The organism is Streptomyces sp. Je 1-332 (assembly GCF_040730185.1).
GTDB lineage: Bacteria > Actinomycetota > Actinomycetes > Streptomycetales > Streptomycetaceae > Streptomyces.
Window position 1 is genome coordinate 7,836,229 of sequence record NZ_CP160402.1, and the last position, 21,345, is coordinate 7,857,573.

The 21,345-nt window shown below is 71.4% G+C and carries 19 protein-coding genes; 8 read left to right on the forward strand and 11 right to left on the reverse strand.

Translation table 11 applies throughout. From position 1 onward, the window contains the following. Positions 1 to 104: 104 nt before the first annotated feature. Positions 105 to 683, reverse strand: coding sequence for an XRE family transcriptional regulator (locus tag ABXJ52_RS35290; protein WP_367047950.1), 579 nt, complete (start codon positions 681 to 683; stop codon positions 105 to 107). Between the two features lie 132 nt (positions 684 to 815). On the opposite strand from ABXJ52_RS35290, the gene ABXJ52_RS35295 reads away from it, so the two are divergent. Both ABXJ52_RS35295 and ABXJ52_RS35300 read left to right on the forward strand, forming a co-directional pair. Then, positions 816 to 1,352 (forward strand): MarR family winged helix-turn-helix transcriptional regulator, encoded by a 537-nt coding sequence (locus ABXJ52_RS35295; RefSeq protein ID WP_367047952.1) that lies wholly within the window; start codon positions 816 to 818, stop codon positions 1,350 to 1,352. 134 nt (positions 1,353 to 1,486) lie between these two features. Next, the gene (locus ABXJ52_RS35300) at positions 1,487 to 3,622 is read left to right on the forward strand and encodes an MMPL family transporter (protein WP_367047954.1); all 2,136 of its coding nucleotides are present in this window, start codon (positions 1,487 to 1,489) and stop codon (positions 3,620 to 3,622) included. 95 nt (positions 3,623 to 3,717) lie between these two features. Here ABXJ52_RS35300 and ABXJ52_RS35305 read toward each other — a convergent pair whose 3' ends face one another. Then, a complete protein-coding gene (locus ABXJ52_RS35305; protein ID WP_367047957.1) occupies positions 3,718 to 4,347 on the reverse strand; it encodes a sigma-70 family RNA polymerase sigma factor in 630 nt (209 codons plus the stop codon). A 160-nt stretch (positions 4,348 to 4,507) separates the two neighbouring features. Here ABXJ52_RS35305 and ABXJ52_RS35310 point away from each other — a divergent pair, with 160 nt between their 5' ends. The 5 genes from ABXJ52_RS35310 to ABXJ52_RS35330 all read left to right on the forward strand — a co-directional run bounded on the left by ABXJ52_RS35310 (position 4,508) and on the right by ABXJ52_RS35330 (position 10,557). Then, positions 4,508 to 5,527, forward strand: coding sequence for a MerR family transcriptional regulator (locus tag ABXJ52_RS35310; RefSeq protein WP_367047960.1), 1,020 nt, complete (start codon positions 4,508 to 4,510; stop codon positions 5,525 to 5,527). A gap of 165 nt (positions 5,528 to 5,692) precedes the next feature. After that, the gene (locus ABXJ52_RS35315; protein WP_367047963.1) at positions 5,693 to 6,940 is read left to right on the forward strand and encodes an NAD(P)/FAD-dependent oxidoreductase; all 1,248 of its coding nucleotides are present in this window, start codon (positions 5,693 to 5,695) and stop codon (positions 6,938 to 6,940) included. Positions 6,941 to 7,010: 70 nt separating this feature from the next. After that, positions 7,011 to 8,243 (forward strand): lycopene cyclase family protein, encoded by a 1,233-nt coding sequence (locus ABXJ52_RS35320; RefSeq protein ID WP_367049473.1) that lies wholly within the window; start codon positions 7,011 to 7,013, stop codon positions 8,241 to 8,243. Continuing rightward, positions 8,240 to 9,007 (forward strand): class I SAM-dependent methyltransferase, encoded by a 768-nt coding sequence (locus ABXJ52_RS35325; RefSeq protein ID WP_367047966.1) that lies wholly within the window; start codon positions 8,240 to 8,242, stop codon positions 9,005 to 9,007. The genes ABXJ52_RS35320 and ABXJ52_RS35325 overlap by 4 nt, the downstream gene beginning before the upstream one ends. After that, complete coding sequence (locus tag ABXJ52_RS35330; protein ID WP_367047969.1) at positions 9,004 to 10,557, forward strand: NAD(P)/FAD-dependent oxidoreductase; 1,554 nt, start codon at positions 9,004 to 9,006, stop codon at positions 10,555 to 10,557. Before ABXJ52_RS35325 ends, ABXJ52_RS35330 begins: the two co-directional genes overlap by 4 nt. Positions 10,558 to 10,569: 12 nt before the next feature. Here the strand turns inward: ABXJ52_RS35330 and ABXJ52_RS35335 are convergent, their stop codons facing one another. The 6 genes from ABXJ52_RS35335 to ABXJ52_RS35360 all read right to left on the reverse strand — a co-directional run bounded on the left by ABXJ52_RS35335 (position 10,570) and on the right by ABXJ52_RS35360 (position 18,207). After that, positions 10,570 to 11,577: a DUF5914 domain-containing protein gene (locus ABXJ52_RS35335; RefSeq protein ID WP_367047972.1), complete on the reverse strand. Its 1,008-nt coding sequence runs from the start codon at positions 11,575 to 11,577 to the stop codon at positions 10,570 to 10,572. After that, the gene (locus tag ABXJ52_RS35340; protein WP_367047974.1) at positions 11,574 to 12,566 is read right to left on the reverse strand and encodes a phytoene/squalene synthase family protein; all 993 of its coding nucleotides are present in this window, start codon (positions 12,564 to 12,566) and stop codon (positions 11,574 to 11,576) included. The genes ABXJ52_RS35335 and ABXJ52_RS35340 overlap by 4 nt, the downstream gene beginning before the upstream one ends. Next, positions 12,553 to 14,049 (reverse strand): phytoene desaturase, encoded by a 1,497-nt coding sequence (locus ABXJ52_RS35345; RefSeq protein WP_367047976.1) that lies wholly within the window; start codon positions 14,047 to 14,049, stop codon positions 12,553 to 12,555. Before ABXJ52_RS35345 ends, ABXJ52_RS35340 begins: the two co-directional genes overlap by 14 nt. Beyond that, positions 14,046 to 15,188, reverse strand: a complete 1,143-nt coding sequence (locus tag ABXJ52_RS35350; RefSeq protein WP_367047978.1) for a polyprenyl synthetase family protein — start codon at positions 15,186 to 15,188, stop codon at positions 14,046 to 14,048. The genes ABXJ52_RS35345 and ABXJ52_RS35350 overlap by 4 nt, the downstream gene beginning before the upstream one ends. Positions 15,189 to 15,323: 135 nt before the next feature. Continuing rightward, the gene (locus ABXJ52_RS35355) at positions 15,324 to 16,820 is read right to left on the reverse strand and encodes a cryptochrome/photolyase family protein (RefSeq protein ID WP_367047979.1); all 1,497 of its coding nucleotides are present in this window, start codon (positions 16,818 to 16,820) and stop codon (positions 15,324 to 15,326) included. A gap of 13 nt (positions 16,821 to 16,833) precedes the next feature. Further along, the gene (locus ABXJ52_RS35360) at positions 16,834 to 18,207 is read right to left on the reverse strand and encodes a deoxyribodipyrimidine photo-lyase (RefSeq protein WP_367047980.1); all 1,374 of its coding nucleotides are present in this window, start codon (positions 18,205 to 18,207) and stop codon (positions 16,834 to 16,836) included. Positions 18,208 to 18,460: 253 nt separating this feature from the next. On the opposite strand from ABXJ52_RS35360, the gene ABXJ52_RS35365 reads away from it, so the two are divergent. After that, positions 18,461 to 19,042 carry a fasciclin domain-containing protein gene (locus tag ABXJ52_RS35365; RefSeq protein WP_367047982.1) on the forward strand — a complete coding sequence of 194 codons (582 nt, stop codon included), beginning with the start codon at positions 18,461 to 18,463 and terminating at the stop codon, positions 19,040 to 19,042. Positions 19,043 to 19,132: 90 nt separating this feature from the next. On the opposite strand, the gene ABXJ52_RS35370 is transcribed toward ABXJ52_RS35365, so the two are convergent. From ABXJ52_RS35370 to sigK, 3 genes are all read right to left on the reverse strand, one after another. Beyond that, positions 19,133 to 19,792, reverse strand: coding sequence for a fasciclin domain-containing protein (locus tag ABXJ52_RS35370; RefSeq protein ID WP_367047984.1), 660 nt, complete (start codon positions 19,790 to 19,792; stop codon positions 19,133 to 19,135). A gap of 185 nt (positions 19,793 to 19,977) precedes the next feature. Then, a complete protein-coding gene (locus ABXJ52_RS35375) occupies positions 19,978 to 20,742 on the reverse strand; it encodes an anti-sigma factor (RefSeq protein ID WP_367047986.1) in 765 nt (254 codons plus the stop codon). Next, on the reverse strand, positions 20,739 to 21,323 hold the full coding sequence (sigK, locus tag ABXJ52_RS35380) for an ECF RNA polymerase sigma factor SigK (RefSeq protein ID WP_367047988.1): 585 nt from the start codon (positions 21,321 to 21,323) through the stop codon (positions 20,739 to 20,741). Before sigK ends, ABXJ52_RS35375 begins: the two co-directional genes overlap by 4 nt. Between the last annotated feature and the right edge of the window lie 22 nt (positions 21,324 to 21,345).

Sequence of the window (21,345 nt, forward strand, 5' to 3'; positions counted from 1 at the left end):
TCATGCCGTCGCGGCATCATGAATCCCAGGGTGCGCAAGAAGATGGCTCGCCACACTGCCGCAGAGGCAACCGACGGGCACGTCACCGGCCGTCGATGCCCGTCTCAACCGCTCTTGTTCTCGTCCTCGCGCTGATGGCCGCGGCGGGCGTCGCGGTCGAAGATGCCGAGGATCTCGCACGGTCCGCCTTCGGCGCCGATGGCGTGGGGGAGCATCGTGGGGAACTCAGCCGCCTGGTTGGTCTCGATGCGCAGGCGCCGGTTGCCCAGCAGCAGGACCGCGGTGCCGGACAACACGACGAGCCACTCGCGGCCGGGGTGCGCGCGCATGCGCGCGGGGCTGTCGGGCGGCGGGTTCGTCATCCGTTGTCGTACGACGCTCATGCCTGGCTCCGCCTTGATCGGCCAGCGCATGAGCCCATGGGCTCCGTCGATCGCCGGGCTGGTGATGACATCGTCGGTGGCCGTCTCGACGAGCTGGTCCAGGGAGGTGTCCAGGGCCCGGGCGAGGGTGACGAGCTGGTCGAGAGCCAGGCGACGCTGACCGTTCTCGATGCGGCTGAGCGTCGACTGGCTGACCGAGGCGCGGGCGGCCAGCTCCTCCAGGGACCAGCCCTGCGCCACCCGCAGGGCCCGGATCCGCTTCCGCACGAGGCTGTCCATCTCGCCACTGTCTTGCGTCATGGGCAACATCGTATGCCCTTCTCGCAAGGGGTGCCTATCGCGGTGCTGGCGTGAGGACCGCGGCCCCGGCGAGGGGCGGGGCGCTGGACGCGACGTAGAAGGGGGTGCGGCGCCCCTCGCTATGCTGGCCGGGTGACGAGCTCAGACGGAACCGCAGATCAGGACGCAGCGTCGTCACGCGGGGCGCACGGCACTGACCTGCACGCATTCGCGGTTCAGCTCCGCCGGATGAACGGTGAGATCAACCGGCTCGTGCACACCTTCGCGGCCGCGCAGAATCTGCACCCCACCGACGTCCTCGCGCTCGCCGCGATCCTCGACGCGGATGCCCCGCTGACACCGGGCCGGCTTCGCGAGCACCTGGGGCTCACTTCGGGCGCGGTCACGGCGTGCCTCGACCGGCTCGAGCGCGCCGGGCACGTCCGCAGGTCGCGCGACACGGTCGATCGCCGTGTCGTGCACCTGCACTACGAGGCGGACGCCCGGGGCGTGGCGCGGTCCTCTTTCCGGCCGCTGGCCGACGCGACGGCAAGCGCTCTCGACCGCTTCAGTGAGGGCGAGTTGGAGGTCGTACGGCGATTTCTGGCTGCGATGAACGAGGAGCTCGGTGGTCTGCGGGAGGCCCCGAGCCGCGGTTCGTCGGCCAGGAGTGCATCCGCGCGGCCGTGATCTGCCGAAGCAGCTGACGAGCGGGACCACGGGGCCGGACCCAAGGGGACGCGGTCGTGTTGCCGTCTTCGCTCCGGATATTGTTCAATCATTGAGATTGTTGATGGTTGAGGAATGTCTACCCCGGGAGTGCCATGTCCACCGCCCCGCGTCTCGCGCGCCGGCTGGTTCCGATCGTCCTGCTGATCGCCTGGTTGGGCATCGGCGGCACCCTCGGGTCGTACGCCGGCAAGCTCGGCGAGGTCGCCACCAACGACCAGGCCGCGTTCCTGCCGAGAAACGCGGAGTCGACCAAGGTCATCGACGCGCAGCGTTCCTTCCGTCAGGAGGAGACGCTGCCGACGATCGTCGTGTGGACCGCGGACGAGGGAGCGACGCGTCGGATCAGCTCGGAGCAGCGCGCCGCCGCCGGTGAGGCGTTGGCCTCGCTCAAGGGATCCACCGGGGTCGTCGGCAGTCCCTCCCCTGCTCTGCCCGCCAAGGATGGTGAGGCCCTGCAGGGGGTCGTCCAACTCCGGACCGACCTGGGCGATGAGCTGCCGGCCGCGCTCGACCGCGTGCGTCAGGCCGTGCAGAAGGTGCCGGGGACCCGGGCCGAACTGGCGGGCCCCGCCGCCAGCCAGGCCGATCTGGGTGACGCGTTCGCCGGCATCGACGGGCTGCTGCTCGGTGTCGCCCTCGCCACCGTGCTGGTCATCCTGCTGCTCGTGTACCGCAGCGTGCTGTTGCCGCTGGTGATCATCCTGGGCTCGGTCTTCGCGCTCGGCCTCGCCTGCGCGATCGTCTACGTGCTCGCCGACCATGACGTGGTGCGCGTCGACGGGCAGGTGCAGGGGATTCTCTCCATCCTGGTCATCGGCGCCGCGACGGACTACGCGCTGCTGTTGACCGCCCGCTTCCGCGAGGAACTCGCGGTGGGCCAGGACCGCATGGCCGCCATGCGTGCCGCGCTGCGGCAGTCCGTCGGCCCGGTGGTCGCCAGCGGCGCGACGGTGGCCCTAGGCCTGCTGGCCCTGCTGCTGAGCGACCTCACCAACAACCGGGCACTCGGCCCCGTCGGGGCCATCGGAATCGCCTGCGCGGTGCTGAGCGCGCTGACCTTCCTGCCGGCGGCGCTGGTCGTTCTGGGGCGCGCGGCCTACTGGCCGGCGAAGCCGAAGTCGGTGGAGCAGAAGTCCGCCGGCCACGGTGTCTGGACGCGGATCGCCGCCTTGGTCGACCGGGCCCCGCGGCGGATCTGGGCCGCGACATCGGCCGCCCTCATCGTCTGCGCCGCCTTCGCCCCCACGCTCAGTTCCAAGGGCGTCCCGCTCGACGAGATCTTCGTCAACGACGCACCCTCGGTCGCCGCCCAGGAGACCCTGGGCCGCCATTTCCCGGGGGGTTCGGGCAACCCTGTCGTCATCGTCGCCGACGCCGACCGCGTTCAGGAGGTGACCGCCGTCGCACGGGACACCGCAGGTGTCTCGGAGGCCGCCGCCACCACGGCGTCCGGCCGGCCCGGCACGGGAAAGCCCCTCGTGGTCGACGGGCGCGTGCGCATCGACGCCACACTCGAGGAAGCCGCCGACAGTGACGCCGCGAAGGAGACCGTGGCAAGCCTCCGCGACGCGGTTCACGCGGTGGACGGGGCCGACGCACTCGTCGGCGGTTACACCGCGCAGCAGTACGACACCCAGAAGACCGCCGAGCACGACCGCGGGATCATCGTCCCCGTCGTCCTGGCCATCATCTTCGTCATCCTGATCGGCCTGCTCCGCTCCCTGGTCATGCCGGTGATCCTGGTCGCCACAGTCGCCCTCAACTTCCTGGCCACGCTGGGCATCTCGGCACTCGTCTTCCAGCACCTGCTCGACTTCAGCGGCACCGACTCCTCCGTACCGCTGTACGGGTTCGTGTTCCTGGTGGCCCTGGGCGTCGACTACAACATCTTCCTGATGTCCAGGGTGCGCGAGGAGTCCGCGCGCCACGGCACCCGCCAAGGTGTGCTGCGCGGCCTCACCGCCACCGGCGGTGTCATCACTTCGGCAGGGGTGGTCCTGGCGGCGACGTTCGCGGCCCTCGGGGTGATTCCCCTGGCCTTCCTCTTCCAGATCGCCTTCATCGTCGCGCTCGGCGTGCTGCTCGACACCCTGGTCGTGCGGTCGTTCCTGGTGCCCGCGCTCGTACGGGACATCGGCCCGGCCGCGTGGTGGCCCGGTGCCCTCAGCCGTACGTCGGACAAGGAGGCGGCCCCGCGGTCGGAGAGGCTGCCGCGCATCCGTTCCTGACCGCCGAGGCGAAGAAGAGGAAGCAGAGTCGCAAAGCCGCCCGGATGTGAGGAGCCCGCACCATGGATCAGCGTCGGTCGAGGGCGGGGGTGCGCCTATGCGGTCGACTCGTCGGCGCGCCCCCGTTCGATCCCGTGCCGCAGCTGGTGCAGACCACGCCGGGAGTGACTCTTCACGGTGCCCAGGGGCATCCCGGTCCGCTCGGCGATCTGGGCATGCGTCAGGTCGTCGTAGAACGCCATGCACAACACCTCGCGCTGGTGCCTGGGCAGCCGGGACAGGGCATCCGCCAGAAGCACCCGGTCCAGGACGGCATCCGACACGCGCTCCCCAGGAGGCTGCGGGTCGGCGAAGTGGGCCACCGAGTCGATCAGTGTGAGGCGCCGCGTCCTGGCTGCCAGCGCGTCGATGATCTTCCGGCGTGTGATGCCCACGAGCCAGGCGCCGAGGGACCCGCGCTCCGGATGGAAACCGTCCCGTCCGCGCCAGGCGCCGAGGAACACCTGCTGGGTGACGTCCTCGGCTTCGTGGGTGTCGCCGAGCGAGCGAGCGGCCATGGTGTGGACGAGCGGGCCCCAGTGGCGGTAGGTCGCGGCGAAGGCGTTCTCGTCCGCGGCGCGCAGGCCACGGGCCAGATCGTCCTCGTACAGCCTCTTCTCCGCGCTTGGTGTGCGCGCCTCCGTGCTCAGCGGGCGGACACCGGCGGATCGCGTGTGCGTGCTCATGGCTCTGCTCCTCCTGCCGTGCGTCCCGTGTGAGGGCGGAAGGTCTCCTGCGGACCCCCGAGGTGCGCGGCGTACGCGCTGCGGCGGGGTCTGTGGCCCAGTGTTGTGAGCCGAAAACGACGCAACAACTTGCGTCGCTTATGCGTCGTAAGGTGGAGACGTGAGCCTGACTGGAGACGACCGGGGCGAGGACTCACGGCGCGTCGGCAGGCTGACCACCGGTGAACTGGCGAGGCGGCTGGGGGTGGCGCCCACCACCATCCGTTCGTGGGACAGCCGCTACGGCCTGGGCCCCTCGGTGCGTACCGGTGGCCGACACCGCCGCTGGACCGCGGTGGACGTGGCCCGTTTGGAGCGGATGTGCGCGCTCACGGCGACGGGGCTGCCCCCTGCCGAAGCCGCCCGCCTGGTGCTCGGCGAGGCGAGCCCGGCGGTGACCGAGCCCCCTGCCGAGCCCTCTGCCGCTGCCGCCGCCGGTGCCGCCCCCGTACCGCGGACCGCGGCCCGGCAGCGCAGCCGGGCCCGCACAGGTTTTCAACTCGGCGATGTGCGCCAGGAGTGCAGGGGAGTCGCTCGCGCGGCCCTGCGACTCGACGCCGCAGCGCTCGACGAGCTGTTGGGGGCGGCCATCGAAGAACACGGCCTGATCGCCGCCTGGACAGAGGTGATCATGCCGACGCTGCAGGCGGTCGGCCGTAAATGGGAGAGTTCGGGGGAGCGGTACGTCGAGGTCGAGCACTTCCTGTCCTGGCACATCTCCGGCGCGCTGCGGCGGCACGCACCGCCCGTGGCCGCCGGCCGCCCCGGTGCCGTCACGGTCCTGGCCTGTGTGCCCGCGGAGAATCACACGCTGCCGCTCGAGGTACTGGCCGCCGCCCTGGCCGAACGATCCCTCCCCGTACGGATGTTCGGCGGCGCGCTGCCGGTCGAGTCACTGGTCGAGGCGGTACGCAGGACCGGACCGGTCGCCGTCGGGCTCTGGTCGCAGTCCCGCACCACCGCGAGCCGGCCGCTGGCCCAGCACGTGGCTTCGATGGAGTGGGGAGTGCGCGGCGCACGCAGGAAGCCGGTCGTCCTGCTCCTCGGGCCCGGCTGGGCCGGGCGGACCGCGCCAGGGGTCCAGCATCCGCTGAGCCTGGCCCAGGCGGTCATGGCGGTGGAATCGGTCGCGCTCAGGTGATGGTTTGTCGTCCGTCGGGGCCCGGGCCGCAGTGGCGCCTGGTCCGGCCGGGCGGAACGTGCTCGGGTGGACGTGGTGTTCGCCCCATTCTGTCGTGTATGGGCCGACATCAAGCCCACCAGGTACGGGAATCCGAGTCCGCAAAGACAGCCAGGGAAGAAGCAGATGACCAGTCAGCCCCGTGGGATCGTGGACACCGTCGTCGTCGGAGCAGGCCTCGCCGGCCTCGCGTGCGCCCTGGACCTGCAGCACGCCGGACGGCGTGTGGCGTTGCTGGAGGCGTCGGACGGCGTGGGCGGCCGGATGCGCACCGACCGCCGGGACGGGTTTCTCCTCGACCGCGGGTTCCAGGTGTTCAACACCTCCTACCCCCAGGTGAAACGGCGTCTGGACCTGCGAAGTCTCCAGTTGAGGCCGTTCACCCCGGGTCTCATCGCCCACACCTCGACGGGCCCCGTACGTCTCGCCGATCCGACCCGGCAGCCGAAGGACGCGCGGGCACTGCTGCCCGGGCGGGTGCTTCCGGCCCGTGACCTGGCGGCCCTGGGCGCGCTGACCGCGCGCGACGCCCTGCTGCCCGTCGGGTTCCTCAAGCGGCGCCGGGACCGCTCCACGGCCACCGCTCTGGCCCACGCCGGGGTGACGGCCGGCACCGTCGACGAAATCCTGCGGCCGTTCCTGTCCGGCGTGTTCCTGGAGGACCGCCTCGAGACCTCCGCCCGCTTCTTCCATCTGGTCTGGCGGAGCATGGTCAGAGGAACGCTCTGCCTGCCGGCCGACGGGATCGGCGCCGTGCCCGCTCAGTTGGCCAAGGGGCTTGACGACGGCGTCCTTTCGCTGGAGACCCCCGTCGCCGCGGTCACCGATGCGGGGGTGCTTCTGACCGACGGCCGTGAACTCCCGGCCCGGTCCGTCGTCGTGGCCACGGACGCGGCATCGGCGGCCGGCCTGCTGCCCGGGCTTGCCGTACCGGACGGCCGCACGGTGACCACGTACTACCACGCGGCTCCCCGCACGCCACTGCCGGAGCCGACCCTGCTGGTCGACAGCACTGGTGCGGTACTCAACACGTGTGTGCTGACCGAGGCCGCACCCACATACGCACCTCCTGGCACCGCGCTGATCTCCAGCTCCGTGCTCGGCGCGCACACGCCGGGAGTTGAGGCAGCCGTGCTGCGGCGCCTGGCCGAGTTGTACGGGACTGACACGAGCGGTTGGCGGCAGGTCGCCGTTTACACCGTCGAAGGAGCCCTGCCCGTGATGGAACCCCCGTGGCCGCTGAGCCGCACCACGCGTTTCGCGCCGGGCCGGTATGTCTGTGGGGACCACCGGGCGACCGGGTCCGTACAGGGCGCCCTGTCATCGGGTACGCGGGCCGCCAGGGAGGTGCTGAGTGACCTGGCGCGTGACTGAGGGCGACCGGGCCGAAGCGGCCGCATCCACCGACGGCCGGTCGGAAGAACACGACACGTCGGACGTCGTCATCGTCGGCGGCGGCGCGTCCGGCCTCAGCCTCGCCCACCAGCTGGCAGTGGCCGGCCGCCTCGACTTCACCCTGGTGGAGGCGCCGGACGGCCCGCGGAGACCGCCCGAGCGGACCTGGTGCTACTGGGACCAGGGCACCGGCGGCTTCCAGGACACGGGCGAAGGTCAGGACACGGGCGACGACCAGGGCGCCGGTGACCTCCAAGCAGCGGTCGCCGCCTCCTGGTCCCGGCTGCGCATCCACGCAGCCGACGGCCGCCCGGTCACCGTCGACCCGTCTCCGCTGCGTTACCGCATGCTCCGGTCCGCCGAGTTCGAACGGCTGGTGTACTCCAGGCTGGCACGCTCCTCAGGCGCACACGTCCTGCGCGCGACGGCCGACACGGTGCGCGACACGGCTGACGGCGCGGAGGTCCGCTGCACCACACCGGAAGGCCGTGCGCTGACCCTGCGCGCCCGCCACGTGTTCGACTCGCGTCCACGCCCGCTCCTTCCGCCAGCCCGGACCGAACTGATGCAGCACTTCCGCGGCTGGTTCGTGCGGACGGACACGGACCGGTTCGATCCGACGGTCGCCGATCTGATGGACTTCAGGGTGCCGCAGCCGCAGCACGGGCTCGCCTTCGGCTACGTACTGCCGCTGTCTCCGAACCGAGCCCTCGTCGAGTACACCGAGTTCTCCCGTACGCCACTGACCACCGAGGCCTACGACGCGGCACTGACCCGCTACAGCCGCGACGTGCTCGAACTCGGCGCCCACACCGTGGAATCGGCGGAGCAGGGCGTCATCCCCATGACGGACGGGCACTTCGCTCGCCGGGCCGGGAGATCCGTCTTCCGTATCGGTGCCGCGGGCGGCGCCACGCGCCCTGCGACCGGTTACACCTTCGCCGCCGTACAGCGGCAGAGCCGGGCCATCGCCGCCGCCCTGCACGATGGCCACGCGCGCGTGCCGCCACCGCACGGGCGCAGGGCACTCGCCATGGACGCCGTGCTGCTGCGGGCCCTGGACACCGGGCGGGTCGACGGCCCCGACTTCTTCACCCGCCTGTTCCGCCGCGTCCCGACCGAACGCCTGCTGAGATTCCTCGACGGCGACACCACTGTGCGGGAGGAGTGGACCATCGGCCTGCGCACCCCGATCGGCCCCATGCTCCGCACCGCTGTCGAAGTCCCCTTCCTTCCCCACCGCGCCCGCCCCGCCCCACGAACCGGAGAGAGCCACCGATGACACTGCTGCGCGACCACGACCTGGCACGCGCCTTCGACCACGCGGCGCGCACCTACGACAGCCTCACGGCACTCAACCCCGGCTACCGCACGGACCTCCTGCGCTCCGCACGCCGCCTTCAACTGCCGCGCGCCGGCGCCGGGCTCCGCATCCTCGACCTCGGCTGCGGCACCGGAACCTCCACCCGGGCCCTCTTGCGCGCCGCGCCCCACGCCCGCATCACGGCAGTCGACGCCTCCGCGGGAATGCTGCGCCGCGCGCTGGCCAAACCGTGGCCGGGCCACGTCCGCTTCCGGCACCTGACCGCGGAGGAGGCGGTCCTCAGGCAGGAGCAAGAGGAGCCGTACGACGCGGTGTTCGCCGCCTACCTGTTCCGCAACGTCACCGACCCGGACGGCCTGCTCGCGGCCGTCCGGGCCCTGCTGCGACCGGGCGGACGGCTCGCCGTCCACGAGTACAGCCTCAGCGGATCGGCCGCGCATCGTGCGCTGTGGACGGCTGTCTGCCAGGGGGTGATCGTGCCCGCGGGCACACTCAGCGGGGACCGCGCCCTCTACCGTCACCTGTGGCGAAGCGTCCTCGACTTCGACACCGCACCCGCCTTCACCGCGCGTCTCACGGATGCGGGGTTCACCGGCGTGCGCGTGGCTCCCGTAGCCGGATGGCAGACCGGGATCGTGCACACCTTCCTCGCCCGCAACGCCGCAGAGGGCGCCAAGGGCACAGACAGCGCAGAGGGCACGGCAGTTGGGGGAGCCGCGTGAGCGCCCGGCAGCCTGCCGCTCGGCGAGGCCGTGACCGCAAGGCCGAGCTGCTGCGGCCCACCCCCGGCCGAAACCGCTTCGAACGCGACGACGCACCGAGCGTCGCCGTGGTCGGCGGAGGCATCGCCGGACTGGCCGCGGCCACGTTGCTGGCCGAACGTGGCGCCCGCGTGACCCTCTACGAGCAGCAGGAGTCACTCGGCGGCCGGCTCGCCGGCTGGCGCACCCGCCTGGCCGACGGCTCCGAGACCACCATGAGCCGCGGCTTCCACGCCTTCTTCCGCCAGTACTACAACCTGCGCGGACTGCTGCGCAGGACCGACCCCGCCCTCGACCGGCTCCGGCCGCTGCCCGACTACCCCCTGCGGCACAGCGGCGGGATGACGGACAGCTTCGCCCGCGTCCCGCGCACACCGCCCTTCAGCGCGCTCGGCTTCGTCGCACTGAGCCCCACCTTCGGCTGGCGCGACCTCACCGCCATGGACGCGAGGGCGGCGCTGCCCCTCCTCGACGTACGCGTGCCCCACGTGCACGAGCGCTTCGACTCGATGAGCGCGACGCGCTTCCTGGAGAGCGTGCGTTTCCCCGAAGCCGCCCACCACCTGGCCTTCGAGGTGTTCTCCCGCAGCTTCTTCGCCGACCCGCGCGAACTGTCCGCCGCGGAACTCCTGTTGATGTTCCACATCTACTTCCTCGGCTCCTCCGAGGGCCTGCTCTTCGACGTGCCCACAGAGCCTTTCCCGCAGGCTCTGTGGAACCCCCTCGGCGACTACGTCCAGCGCCACGGGACGGACATCCGCACCGGCACACCCGTCCGCGAGGTCCACGCCGACGACGACAGGGGAGTAGAGGTGCGGACCGACACCGCCGCCCACCGGTACGACGCGGCCGTCCTCGCCCTCGACCCCGGAGCTCTGCGCGGCCTCGTCGACGCCTCGCCCGGACTGGGTACCCCAGTCTGGCGCGAGGACGTCGCCACCCTGCGCACCGCGCCGCCCTTCCTCGTCTCCCGGCTCTGGCTTGACCGCCCGGTCCGAGCCGACCGCCCCGGCTTCCTCGGCACCAGCGGCTACGACGGCCTCGACAACATCAGCGTCCTGGAACGCTACGAGGGCGAGGCCGCCCGCTGGGCCTCCCGGACCGGCGGGTCGGTCGTGGAACTGCACGGATACGCCGTCGCCGCCGGCACGCCTCAAGAAGCGGCGCAGAACCGTCTCCTGGACAGCCTGCGCCGGATCTACCCCGAGACCCGCCCGGCCCGCGTCGTGGATGCCCGGCACGAATGGCGCGCCGACTGCCCGCACTTCCCGGTCGGCTCCCACGCCCGGCGGCCCACGGTGCGCACTCCCCACCCGCGCGTGACCCTTGCCGGTGACGCGATCCGCTGCGACCTGCCCGTGGCCCTCATGGAACGCGCCGCCACCACCGGCTTACTGGCGGCAGGAGCTCTCCTTGCCGACTGGGGTGTCCGGGGGCAGGCGCTGTGGACGGTCCCCCGGGCGGGGCGCTCCCCGGTCCTGCGGGCGCTCGGCAAGCTGGCGAGGCACTGACGGCGGCTGCCCTCACCCGGGGAAACGCCCCGAGCTGCGCAGCGTCCAGCGCCGCTCGGCGTAGGCGAGGTCGTCGCGCCACAGGCGTGCGGCCGTGGCACGCACCAGGGGCCGCAGCGCGGGCGCCGCTGCCCGTGCCACAGCGAACCCCCGCCGGTCCGACGTGGCGACGACCGCCTCCACCACAGCCGTCCGCGGCTGCAGATCAGCCTCGGCCGTCAGTGGCGTGGCATGGGTCTCCACCACGGACGTGGACCCCTCACCCTCGGTGATGTGCATGACGACCGTACGCGGCTCGGGAGCGGTGAACTCCACCCGGACCGGCACCACGAGACGGCTCGTCACCCGGAACGAGACATCGACGACGAAGGCGTCGTCCTGATCACCCTGCGGCGGGCGCGCCACGGTCAGGTCCACGAACGAGTACGGATGGAACCAGGAGCCGTGCCAGGGGTCGAGCCGGTTGGCGATGACGTCCTGCGGTTCACACCGTCCGACCGTCGTGAACACGGCGTCCACCCCGCTGTCCGCCCTGGGCCGCACGGGAAGCACGGGGTGCTCGGTCGGTTCCTCGCCGCCGACCGAGTCAAGCCGTACCCACACCAGGACCCCGTCGTCGTGCGCGGGGTACGGTTCCCAGCCCGCGAACGACCCGCCGTCCAGGGCGAGTCCGTGCCAGTGGCACACCAGCGTGCCGCACACCACCCGGCTCTCGCGCAGCGGCGCACCGAGGTGCGGGCAGGCTCCGGGGCCCGCGTGCAGCCGGCCCGTGTCCGACCGCCACAGCACCACCTCGACCCCGGCGACCGTCCTGCCGCAGGGCCGCCCACCGGCACGCACGTCCCGCGAGGCCCCGACCACGAACCAGTTGCCGGAGGGGCGGGTCGCCGCCCGCTTGAGTGCGTCGGCGATCAGCGCCGGGCGTGCGTCCCGCCAAGTCGGCTCCTGGGCTGCCCAGTTGAACCGTCGTCGGCGTCGCAACGGCGGCGTCCAGCGGGGCCGTTCCGCTCGGTCACTCACTGCGCGGGGCCTTTCGTCCGGGAGGTGGCGCTCAGCGGCGGTGCCTGGTCCGAGGTACGGACGCGCCACCGCGCGGCGGCGCAGCGGAGGACTCCGGCGGCGGCCGTCGCCGCCCGACGGCCGCGCGACACCACCGCACGACGCTGCAGCACGCTGTATTCCTGCTCCGCGATCGCGTCGAGGATGCCGCCGTACAGGGTGAACGCGGCGCGAATGCACGGGCGCACCCGCGGGTCGAGCATCGCGATGCCCGGTTCCGCGTGCCGGTACACCTCTCGCGTCATGGCTTCGGCGGCGACGAGCGCGGCACGGATGCGCGGGTCGCGACGCCCTGTGCGGCGGCTCCACTCCAGCAGCGGCCGGTCCACGCCGTGAGCGGCCAGCAGATCCGCCGGCAGATAGACGCGCCCACGGTCGAGGTCCTCACCCACATCCCGCAGGAAGTTGGTCAGTTGGAAGGCCACACCGAGGGCCGCCGCGTGCGGCGCCGCTTCCTCGCGGGCGACGACCGTGCCGAGCACGGGAAGCATCTGCAGCCCGATCACCGCCGCCGAGCCGTGCATATAGGCCCGCAGGTCGGCGTAGGTCGCGTAGTCCGTCACGTGCAGGTCGCTGCGCATCGAGACCAGGAAGTCGGCGAACAGCGTGTGCTCGATGCTGTAGCGCTCGGCGGTGTCGGCGACCGCCCGGACGACGGGCTCGTCGCCGCCGCCGGTACGCAGCCCGTGCGCGAGGTCGCTCTCCAGGCACCGCAGCAGCCGGTCGCGCTCCTCGGCCGTCCGGTGCCGGTCCAGGTCGTCCACGATGTCGTCCGCCCAGCGGGCGAAGCCGTACAACGCGTGCACGGCCGTGCGCCGTTCGACGGGGAGGAGGCGGGTGGCCAGGAAGTACGTCCTGCCGTGGCGTGCGTTGAGCTGTCGACACCGGGCGTAGGCGGCGCGCAATCCGGGGTCGGTGATCCCGGCGGCGTCCAGTTCACGACGGGTCATGGACGCCTCCGGTGACGCGGTCGGCGGCGAGTTTGCCGCTGATGAGGACCGTCGGCACGCCCACCCCCGGGGTGGTGCCGCAGCCCGCGAGGACGACGTTCTCCAGGTCCCGTACGAGATTGCGCGGGCGGAACGGGCCGGTCTGGGCGAAGGTGTGCGAGACCGAGAACGGGCTGCCCGCCGCATGACCCTGCGCCGACCAGTCCAGCGGGGTCACCAGCTGCTGCTCCTGGATGCTGTCCGCGAACCCGTCGAGACCGCGCCGCTCCAGTTCGGCGACGAGGCTGTCGCGGTAGCGGGGGCCCAGGTCGCGCCAGGCGGTGGCCGACGGACCGACGGTGGTGTTGGGGCAGGGGGCCAGTACGTAGTGCAGGTGCCCGCCCGGAGGGGCCAGACCGGGATCGTGTGTCGTCGGCCGGGTGATCAGCAGGGACGGGTCGCTCATCAGCCGCCCCGAACGCGTCAGTTCGTCGAACGTGCCCTCCCAGGCCGCGCCGAAGGACAGGGTGTGGTGGGCGAGGCCTGGCCAGGTGCGGTCCGTCCCCGCGTGCAGGACGACGGCGGACGGCGAGTGCCGCAGGCGTACGGGACGCCGCGGGGCGCGGCCGAGCAGCCGGTGCGCGGTGGGCAACTCGCAGGTCAGCACCACCGCGTCACACGCGATCCGCTCTCCCGAGGCCAGCCGCACGGCACTCACCCGCCCGGACGATCGTTCCAGCGAGGTCACTTCGGCCGACCAGCGGAACTCGGCACCCGCGCGCGTCGCCGCGTTCGCCATCCCGCGTGGCAGGGCGTGCATGCCGCCCTTGGGGAACCAGACACCGGCGACGGTGTCCATGTAGGCGATCACCGCGTACGCCGCGAGAGCCCTGGCCGGAGCGACTCCCGCGTACAGGGCCTGGAAGGAGAAGACCCGGCGCAGGCGGGGGTCGGAGAGGAAGTGGCCGATCTTCCTGTCGAGCCGGCCGAAGCCGCCGAGGGCCGCCAGACGGGCCAGATCCGGGTGCAGCAGTTGGAAGGGCGAGTCGAAGTTCGTGTCGATGAAACGCCGCATCTGGGCCTTGTACAACTGCTCGAGCCAGCCCCGCAGACCGCGGTAACCGGCCGCCTCCTTCGGCCCGGCGAAGCGCCTGACCTCGTCCTCCATCGCCTCGCCGTCGGTGTGTACGTCGAGTGCGGATCCGTCCGCGTAGGCGGCGCGGTAGGCGGGGTGGAGGGACGTCAGCTCGACGTGGGCGGCGAGGCTGTCGCCGACAGCTGCGAAGGCTTCGTCGGCCAGGTGGGGCATGGTGAGCACGGTGGGGCCCGTGTCGATCTGGAATCCGCCCAGTCGCACACGGCCGGCCCGGCCGCCGGGGCCCGAGTCCCGCTCCACGACCGTCACTCGGCGACCTGACCCCAGCAGATGCAGGGCGCAGGCGAGCCCCGACAGCCCGGCGCCCACCACGACGACATGATCCGTGGGCCCCGGCAGTGTCCTCACGCGGCCTCCCCGGTGTCCTTCAGGGAGACGCCGGAGGCCCGCTCGACCAGCGCGGCGAACTCACGCCGTACGAAAGGCTCCGCACCGGTCCGGTCGAAGTGCCGCACACTCATCGCCGCCAACCCCGCGATCTTCGACTCCACGACGGCCCGTGCCCCGGTCCGCTCCAGTGCCGTCCGCATCCGGAGCACGGCGTCGTCGGTGGGGACGGGCGCGGCCGGGGCCAGGGCTTCGGCTGCTTCCTTGTCGTGACGGGCGTCGGCCAGTTCGAGGCCGGCCGCGAGCAGGTAGGTGACCTTGCGCGTCCGGAGGTCGTCGTCGGCCGGCTTGCCCGTCACCGCCGGGTCCCCGAAGGCGCCCAGGAGGTCGTCGCGGAACTGGAACGCGAGTCCCGCGCACTGTCCGGCGGCGCGCAGCGCTTCCAGGGTGGTCGCCTCCGCACCCTGCAAAGACGCACCGAGCGCCAGCGGCCTCGCGACCGTGTACAGGGCGCTCTTGAGCGTGGCGATGCTCACCGCCTCGTCGAGCCCGGTCGCGCCGGTGGCCTGCGCGTGGAGGTCCCGGTACTGCCCGGCGACCATCTCGCGGCGCATGGCCTGCCACTCGCGGTGCAGCCGCACGCCGTACCGCGAGTTGAGTGCCGTCTCGGTGAGCAGGTCGTCGGCCCAGGCCAGGGCCAGGTCGCCGGCGAGCACCGCGGCGGACGTCGCGAACGCCTGCGGCGCTCCCGCCATCCGCTCGGCGCGGTGCATGCGGGCGAAGTCCACGTGCACCGCGGGCGCGCCGCGGCGTAGCAGCGATTCGTCCATCACGTCGTCGTGTATGAGAGCGCACGCCTGGACGAGCTCCAGGGCCACGCCCGTGCGCAGGAGCGCCGTGGCGTCCCCCGAGCCGCCCGCGGCCCGCCACCCGCACCAGGCGAATGCCGTACGCAGCCGTTTCCCGCCACGCCGGACGAACGCGGTGACCCGGCCCGCGACCTCACGGGCGAAGACGGGATCCACGTCGCGGGCCCGGCACAGCCCTTCGCCGAGTGCACGCCCGAGTTCCGCCTCGACGGCCCGGATGGCGTCGCGGGCCGAGAGCGGACCGTCGACAGACCTGTCCGGTTCGGTCTCGGTGGGCCGCAATCCCAGCATGCACAACCCCTTCTCACTCTCGGTCACCTGCACACCAGTGCTTCTGGCGATCGCCCTTGTGTGGATGCGCTGATTCCTGCCCGCTACGGGGCTGCCGCTGACCGAGCTCACTTCACTGGCCCAGCGGCGCGGGCGTCATGGAGCCGCGTCACCTCGCGCGCCCTCCTCCCGGCGCACCTGCGCGAGGTCGGTGATCTGTTCCAGCTGGCGCACCGGCCGGGAGGTGCGGTGGTTGTGGCCGAGCAGTTGCCGGTGCCGGTCCAGGAACGTCCAGTAGCCGGCTGTGTAGGGGCAGGCCTGCTCGCCCGTCCGGTCGCCCGGCCGGTACCGGCACGGTGTGCACAGGTCGCTCATGCGGTTCACGTAGGCCCCGCCCGACGTGTAGGGCTTGGTCGTCATCCGGCCGCCGTCGGCGTACTGGGACATGCCGACGACGTTGGGAACCATGACCCAGTCGTATCCGTCCACGAAGCAGCGGTGGAACCAGTCCGTGACCGCGGCGGGATCCCAGCCCCGCTGGAGGGCGTAGCTGCCCAGGATCATCAGGCGAGGGATGTGGTGGGTCCACCCCGTGTCCCGCACCTGGGCCAGGACCGTGTGCAGGCAGCGCGCCTCCACCGCGTCCGCGTCCAGGTCGCTCCACCAGTCGGGCAGCCCGGAGGTATGCCGAAGGACGTTGGAGTCGCGGTACCCCTCGCCGAAGTACCAGTAGAGCTGCCACACGTACTCGCGCCAGCCCGCGATCTGGCGGACGAAGCCCTCCACGCTGCCCAGCGGCGCCCGGTCGGCGCGCCACTGCGCCTGGGCCCCCTCGACGCATTCGGCGGGGTCGAGCAGGCCGAGGTTGAGTGAGGACGACAGCAGGCTGTGGCTCATGACCGGGTCGGCGGCGAGCATGGCGTCCTCGTGCGGTCCGAACGTACCGAGCCGGTGTGCGAGGAAGCGTTTGAGTGCCGCTCGTGCCTCGGCTCGGGTCGCGGGGAACAGACGTGGGCCGTCGCGTCCGACGAAGGACACGTCCCCGTCCTTCTCCCAGCGATCGAGGTCGTGGCGGACCTCGTCGTCGATCTCGTCCTCGCGCGGCCGGTACGGCGCCGGGACCGGCAGGGTGTCCGAGCCGCGTGGCGGCGGCTGCCGGTTGTCGTGGTCGAAGTTCCACCGGCCGCCGGCCGGGGCGTCGCCCTCCATCAGCAGGTCGTGTCCCCGGCGGACCCACCGATAGAAGTCTTCCTGCCGCAGCCGCTTGCCGCCGTGCCCGTCGGCCCATGCCGCGAAGTCGTCCATCGGCACCAGGAAGCCCCGCGCCGGGCCCATCGTGACCTGGGGAAGGGAGCGCAGAAGCCGAACGGCGGCGTACGAGGTGGGGTGGTGGACGGTGACCGGGCGACTGCCCGCCGTCCGCTCCAGTGCTTCCCGGTAGCTGTCGGCACGGACATAGGTCAGCCGGTCGCCGAGTTCGGCCGCCCGGTGACGCATGGCGGACAGCACCAGATGAGCCTTGGCCCGGTGGAAACGCCGACGCCGGAACACCGAACGGGCCTCGATCATCAGCAGCGGGGTGTTCCGACCGGGGCCGCCGTCACCGCCGTTGAGGAAATGCGGGCCGAGTTGGTCACCGAAGAGCCAGTGCATGACGTGTCTCTCCTCAGTCGCGACCGCGGGCTTCCTTGAAGCGTGCGAGCCCGTCGGCGAGGTCGATCAGCGGTTCCGGGTAGTCGAGGTGGGCGCGCCGGCTCTCGGGGAGCCGCCAGGGCTCGTGCACCAACCGGGCCTCCACGTCCCCCAGTTCGGGCACCCACCTGCGGACGTAGGCTCCCTGCGGATCGAAGCGTTTGCCCTGCACCACCGGATTGAGGACGCGGTGGGGCCGGGTGTCGGTGCCGGTTCCCGCGACCCACTGCCAGTTGAGCTGGTTGTTGGTGATGTCGCCGTCGACCAGCAGGTCGAGGAAGTGCCGGGCGCCGATCCGCCAGTCCACGTACAGCGTCTTGGTCAGGAAGCTCGCCGTCAGGAGGCGGGCGCGATTGTGCATCCAGCCCTCGTGACGCAGTTGACGCATCCCTGCGTCGACGAGCGGATAGCCCGTACGCCCCTCGCGCCACGCGGCGATCTCCTTGGCCGCGTCGTCCTCGCCGCGCCAACGGTCGTGCCGGGTGCGGTAGTCCTGGACGGACGCCTCCGGCCTCGATGCCAGTACCTGGTGATGGAAGTCGCGCCAGCACAGCTGACGGACGAACGCCTCCGCCCCAGGACCACCGTGCTTCCGGGCGCGTTGGACGAGTTCGACCGGTGACAGGGCCCCGAAGTGCAGGTAGGGCGAGAGCCGGGAGGTCGCGTCGCCCGCCAGGTCGTCATGCCGATCCGCATAGGTCGCAAGGCCCGAACGCTTCCAGCGCGAGAACAACTCGCGCCCCGCCTCCTCGCCCCCGTGCGGAATGCCCGGCGAGATGTCGGACCCGGTGCCGCGGGACGGCAGCCGATCGCCGCGGATGGAGGCGGGAACGCGCACGGTGCGCGGCGCCGGGCAGGTCTCCCTCAGTCGCACGCCCGACCAGCGGCGGAAGTAGGGGGTGAACACGGCGTAGTGGTCAGTGCCGGTGGGCGTCAGGGATCCGGGGGCGACAGCGGTGATCACACTGTCGTGAACGCGCAGTTCCACGCCGCGTGCGCCAAGACAGTCACGCAGCCGCTCCTCCCGCAGATGGGCGTACTTGGTGACGCCCGCCGCCATGTGTACTTCCTCGGCCCCGCACTCCGCGGCGACCCCGGCGACCTCCTGGGCGACCGGCCCCGTGCGCACGACCAGGCGGCCACCACGCCGGCGCAGCGAGGCGTCGAGGTCGGCCAGGCATTCGGCGAGGAAGGCGCTGCGGTTGGGCGCGTCGAAACCGGCCGCGTGCACACCGGGGTCGCGCACGAAGAGCGGCACCACCTCGTCGGCCCCCGCCAGCGCGGCGCGCAACGGCGGATGGTCGTGCAGACGCAGATCCGAGGTGAACAGGACGACCGCGACGGTCATGTCGTCACTCCTGGGGGAAGTCCTTGGGCGACTCGGGCCGCCCGCGTGACTACTTCGTGCGGATGTGGGCTGTTGGATGCACGGAGCGACGATAGCTCCGAAATATGTGTTTTGCTCCAAAAAGCTCACAAAACGGAATCCGGTGCATCGGGTGGCTCCGAATTACTCATGCAACGGGCGTAACGCAGCACCACACCGGCTGTCCCGGCCGGCGTTCCCGCGCCCCCGATCCCTCATCGAGGAGGGCATTGTCATGAGTGTCCACCACCTCCGTCGAACGGCCGTCGCGGTCGTCGCGGGACTGGCCCTGCCGGTCTCACTGGGGCTTCTCGCCCCCATGGCTCACGCCGGTGACATGACCGAGCCCTTCGGTCCGGCGTGTTCCACCGTTCCCAAGGACGGCGCGGGCAGCTTCAGCGGTATGGCCGACGACCCGGTCGCCACCGCCGCGTCCAACAACCCGGCCCTGTCCACGCTCGTGTCCGCCGTCAAGAAGGCGGGCTTGGTGGACACGCTGAACAACGCCAAGGACATCACCGTGTTCGCGCCGACCAACGACGCGTTCGCAAAGATCCCGAAGGCCGATCTGGACAAGGTCCTCAACGACAAGGCGCAGCTCACCAAGATCCTCACCTACCACGTGGTGGGCGAGAAGCTCGCCCCGGATCAGCTGACCAAGGGCTCGTTCAAGACCATGGAGGGCAGCAACCTCACCACCTCGGGCTCCGGTGAGTCGTACAAGGTGAACGATTCCGCCAAGGTCGTGTGCGGCAACGTCAAGACGTCCAATGCGACCGTCTACATCATCGACTCGGTCCTCATGCCGAAGATGTGACGGTCTATCAGGATGGCGGCAATGCGGGGGACTTCCTCGGCCTCGCGGCTTCAAGGCCGCGAGGCCGAGGACTCTTGGGCGACCCGGGCCTCACATCTTGGGCATGAGAACGGTGTCGATGATGTGGACGTTCGCGTTGGCGGTCTTCACGTTGCCGCAGACCACGTTGGCGCTGTCGTTGACCTTGTAGGACTCACCAGAGCCCGCCGTGGTCAGCTTGGACTTCTCCAGCGTCTCGTAGGAGCCGCTCTCCAGGTCCTTGGGGGCGAGCTTCTGGCCCACGACGTGGTAGGTCAGGACCTTGGTGAGCATGGCCTTGTCGTTGAGGACCTTGTCCAGGTCGGCCTTCGGAATCTTCGCGAAGGCGTCGTTGGTCGGCGCGAACACGGTGATGTTCTCGGCGGTGTTGAGCGTGTCGACCAGGCCCGCCTTCTTGACCGCGGTCACCAAGGTGGACAGCTCGGGGTTGTTGGACGCGGCCGTGGCGACCGGGTCCTTGGCCATCCCGTCGAAGCTGCCCTTGCCGTCCTTGGGCACCGACGCACACGCCGAACCGAACGGCTTGTCACCGGCCATGTCACCCGAGGAGCCTTCGCTCGCTTCGTCGGACTTCTTGGACTCGCTCGCCGCCGTGCTGTCGTCCGCCTTGTCCTTGCTGTCATCGCCGGAACACGCGGCCAGCGACAGGGGCAGGAGTGCGGCGGCGGTCACGGCGATGGCGGTGCGGCGGATGCGAAGGGTGGTGCTCATGAGTGTTCTCCTTGCGGGGATGGGCGTCAGAGCTGCGTACGTCGGGGGACCCGGCTGTGTCCCCCCGCTCACACCTGTCATTCGGAGCCGTGAGCCGGACGGCTTGGTCGGTCACCCGGCGCGATTTCCCCGGCCCGTACGAATTTCCCCGGCCCGTACGGATTCCCCCGGCCTGTACGAACAGCTCAGGCAGGGAACTCGATCAGACCGACCGGTGGAAGGGTCGGAGTCCTGGATCCGCCCGCGGGCTCGATGGTGAGGCCCATCCCCGTGGCCCCTTGCAGCGTGCCGTCCATGAGGACGGTCTGATCGCCGCTCCTCGACTCGAGCAGGCCAGCCGCGCGCATCGTCCCCCGGTCGTTGAACCACATCTCGTACACCTTGTCCCCGGGCGGCGCGTCGAGCCCTGAGACGGTGAAGACCGCGCGGTTCTGGCTTTCTGAGGTCACGACGACTCCCCGCGCGCCACCGGAGAGCGCCGCGGCCCGTGTCTTCGCGTCCGGCGCGGCAAGAACCGCGGCGACCTGATCCGCCTGCGCCCGTGCCTGGTTCGCCTGTTCGCGAGCGTCCCGCGCTTCCTGATGCTGCCAGGTGGCCACTCCGCCAAGGGCGGCGGCAGCCAGACACGCGGCCAGCGTCCAACGGCCCGCGCCACTCGCCCAACGGCCGCTCCTGCCCAGCCACCCCGTCGAGCCTTGGAGCTCGGGGGGACGCGAGGCATGGGCGGGTTCCTGGGGCACCTTTGCGATCTGGTCGAGAACCGATTGCTTCAGGGAGGGCGGCGGGGCGGCGGGCGCGGTGAGTTGCGCCGCCGTGGCCAGGAACTCCGCTACTTCCTGCCGACACGGCCCGCAGGAGTCCAGGTGCGTCTCGAAGGCGTCGACCTCGTCCGGGGGCAACGCGTGCAGGGCGTAGGCGGCGGCGAGGGTGTGCGGGTCGATGACGCTCATGCCAGGCCTCCCAGACAGTTGCGCAGCCGAATGAGCCCGTCCCGCATGCGTGTTTTGACCGTGCCCAGGGAAGCGGAGAGGCGCTGGGCCACCTCGCGGTACGTCAGTCCCTCGTAGTACGCCAAGGTGATCGATTCACGCTGTACCTCGGTCAACGACCGCAGGCACCGCCGCACTTCCTCGCGTTCCAGGCGCGTCTCGACCTCGGCCTCGGTCACGTCGAACGCGGGCATGCGCTCGCGCAGGGCGACCACCTCCTCGCGCGCGGAGGCCGCGGTCACCGACCGGACGCGGTCCACGGCCCGGCGGTGGGCCATCGTCAGCACCCAGGTCAGTACGGTCCCTCGCTCGGGCCGGTAGCGGTCGGCGTGCCGCCACACCTCCACCAGCACTTCCTGTGTCACTTCCTCGGACTGCGCCGTATCGCGCAGAACCGCGCGCACGATCCCGAAGGCGGGCCCGGACACAGCGTCGTACAGCTGCGAGAACGCCTGCTGATCGCCGTCCGTGACCCGCTTCATCAACGCCGGCAGATCGGGCTCGCCCGCAGGAATGCCACCGATGAACACCGCTTGTCTCATGCCTCCCCATCATGGCCCCACG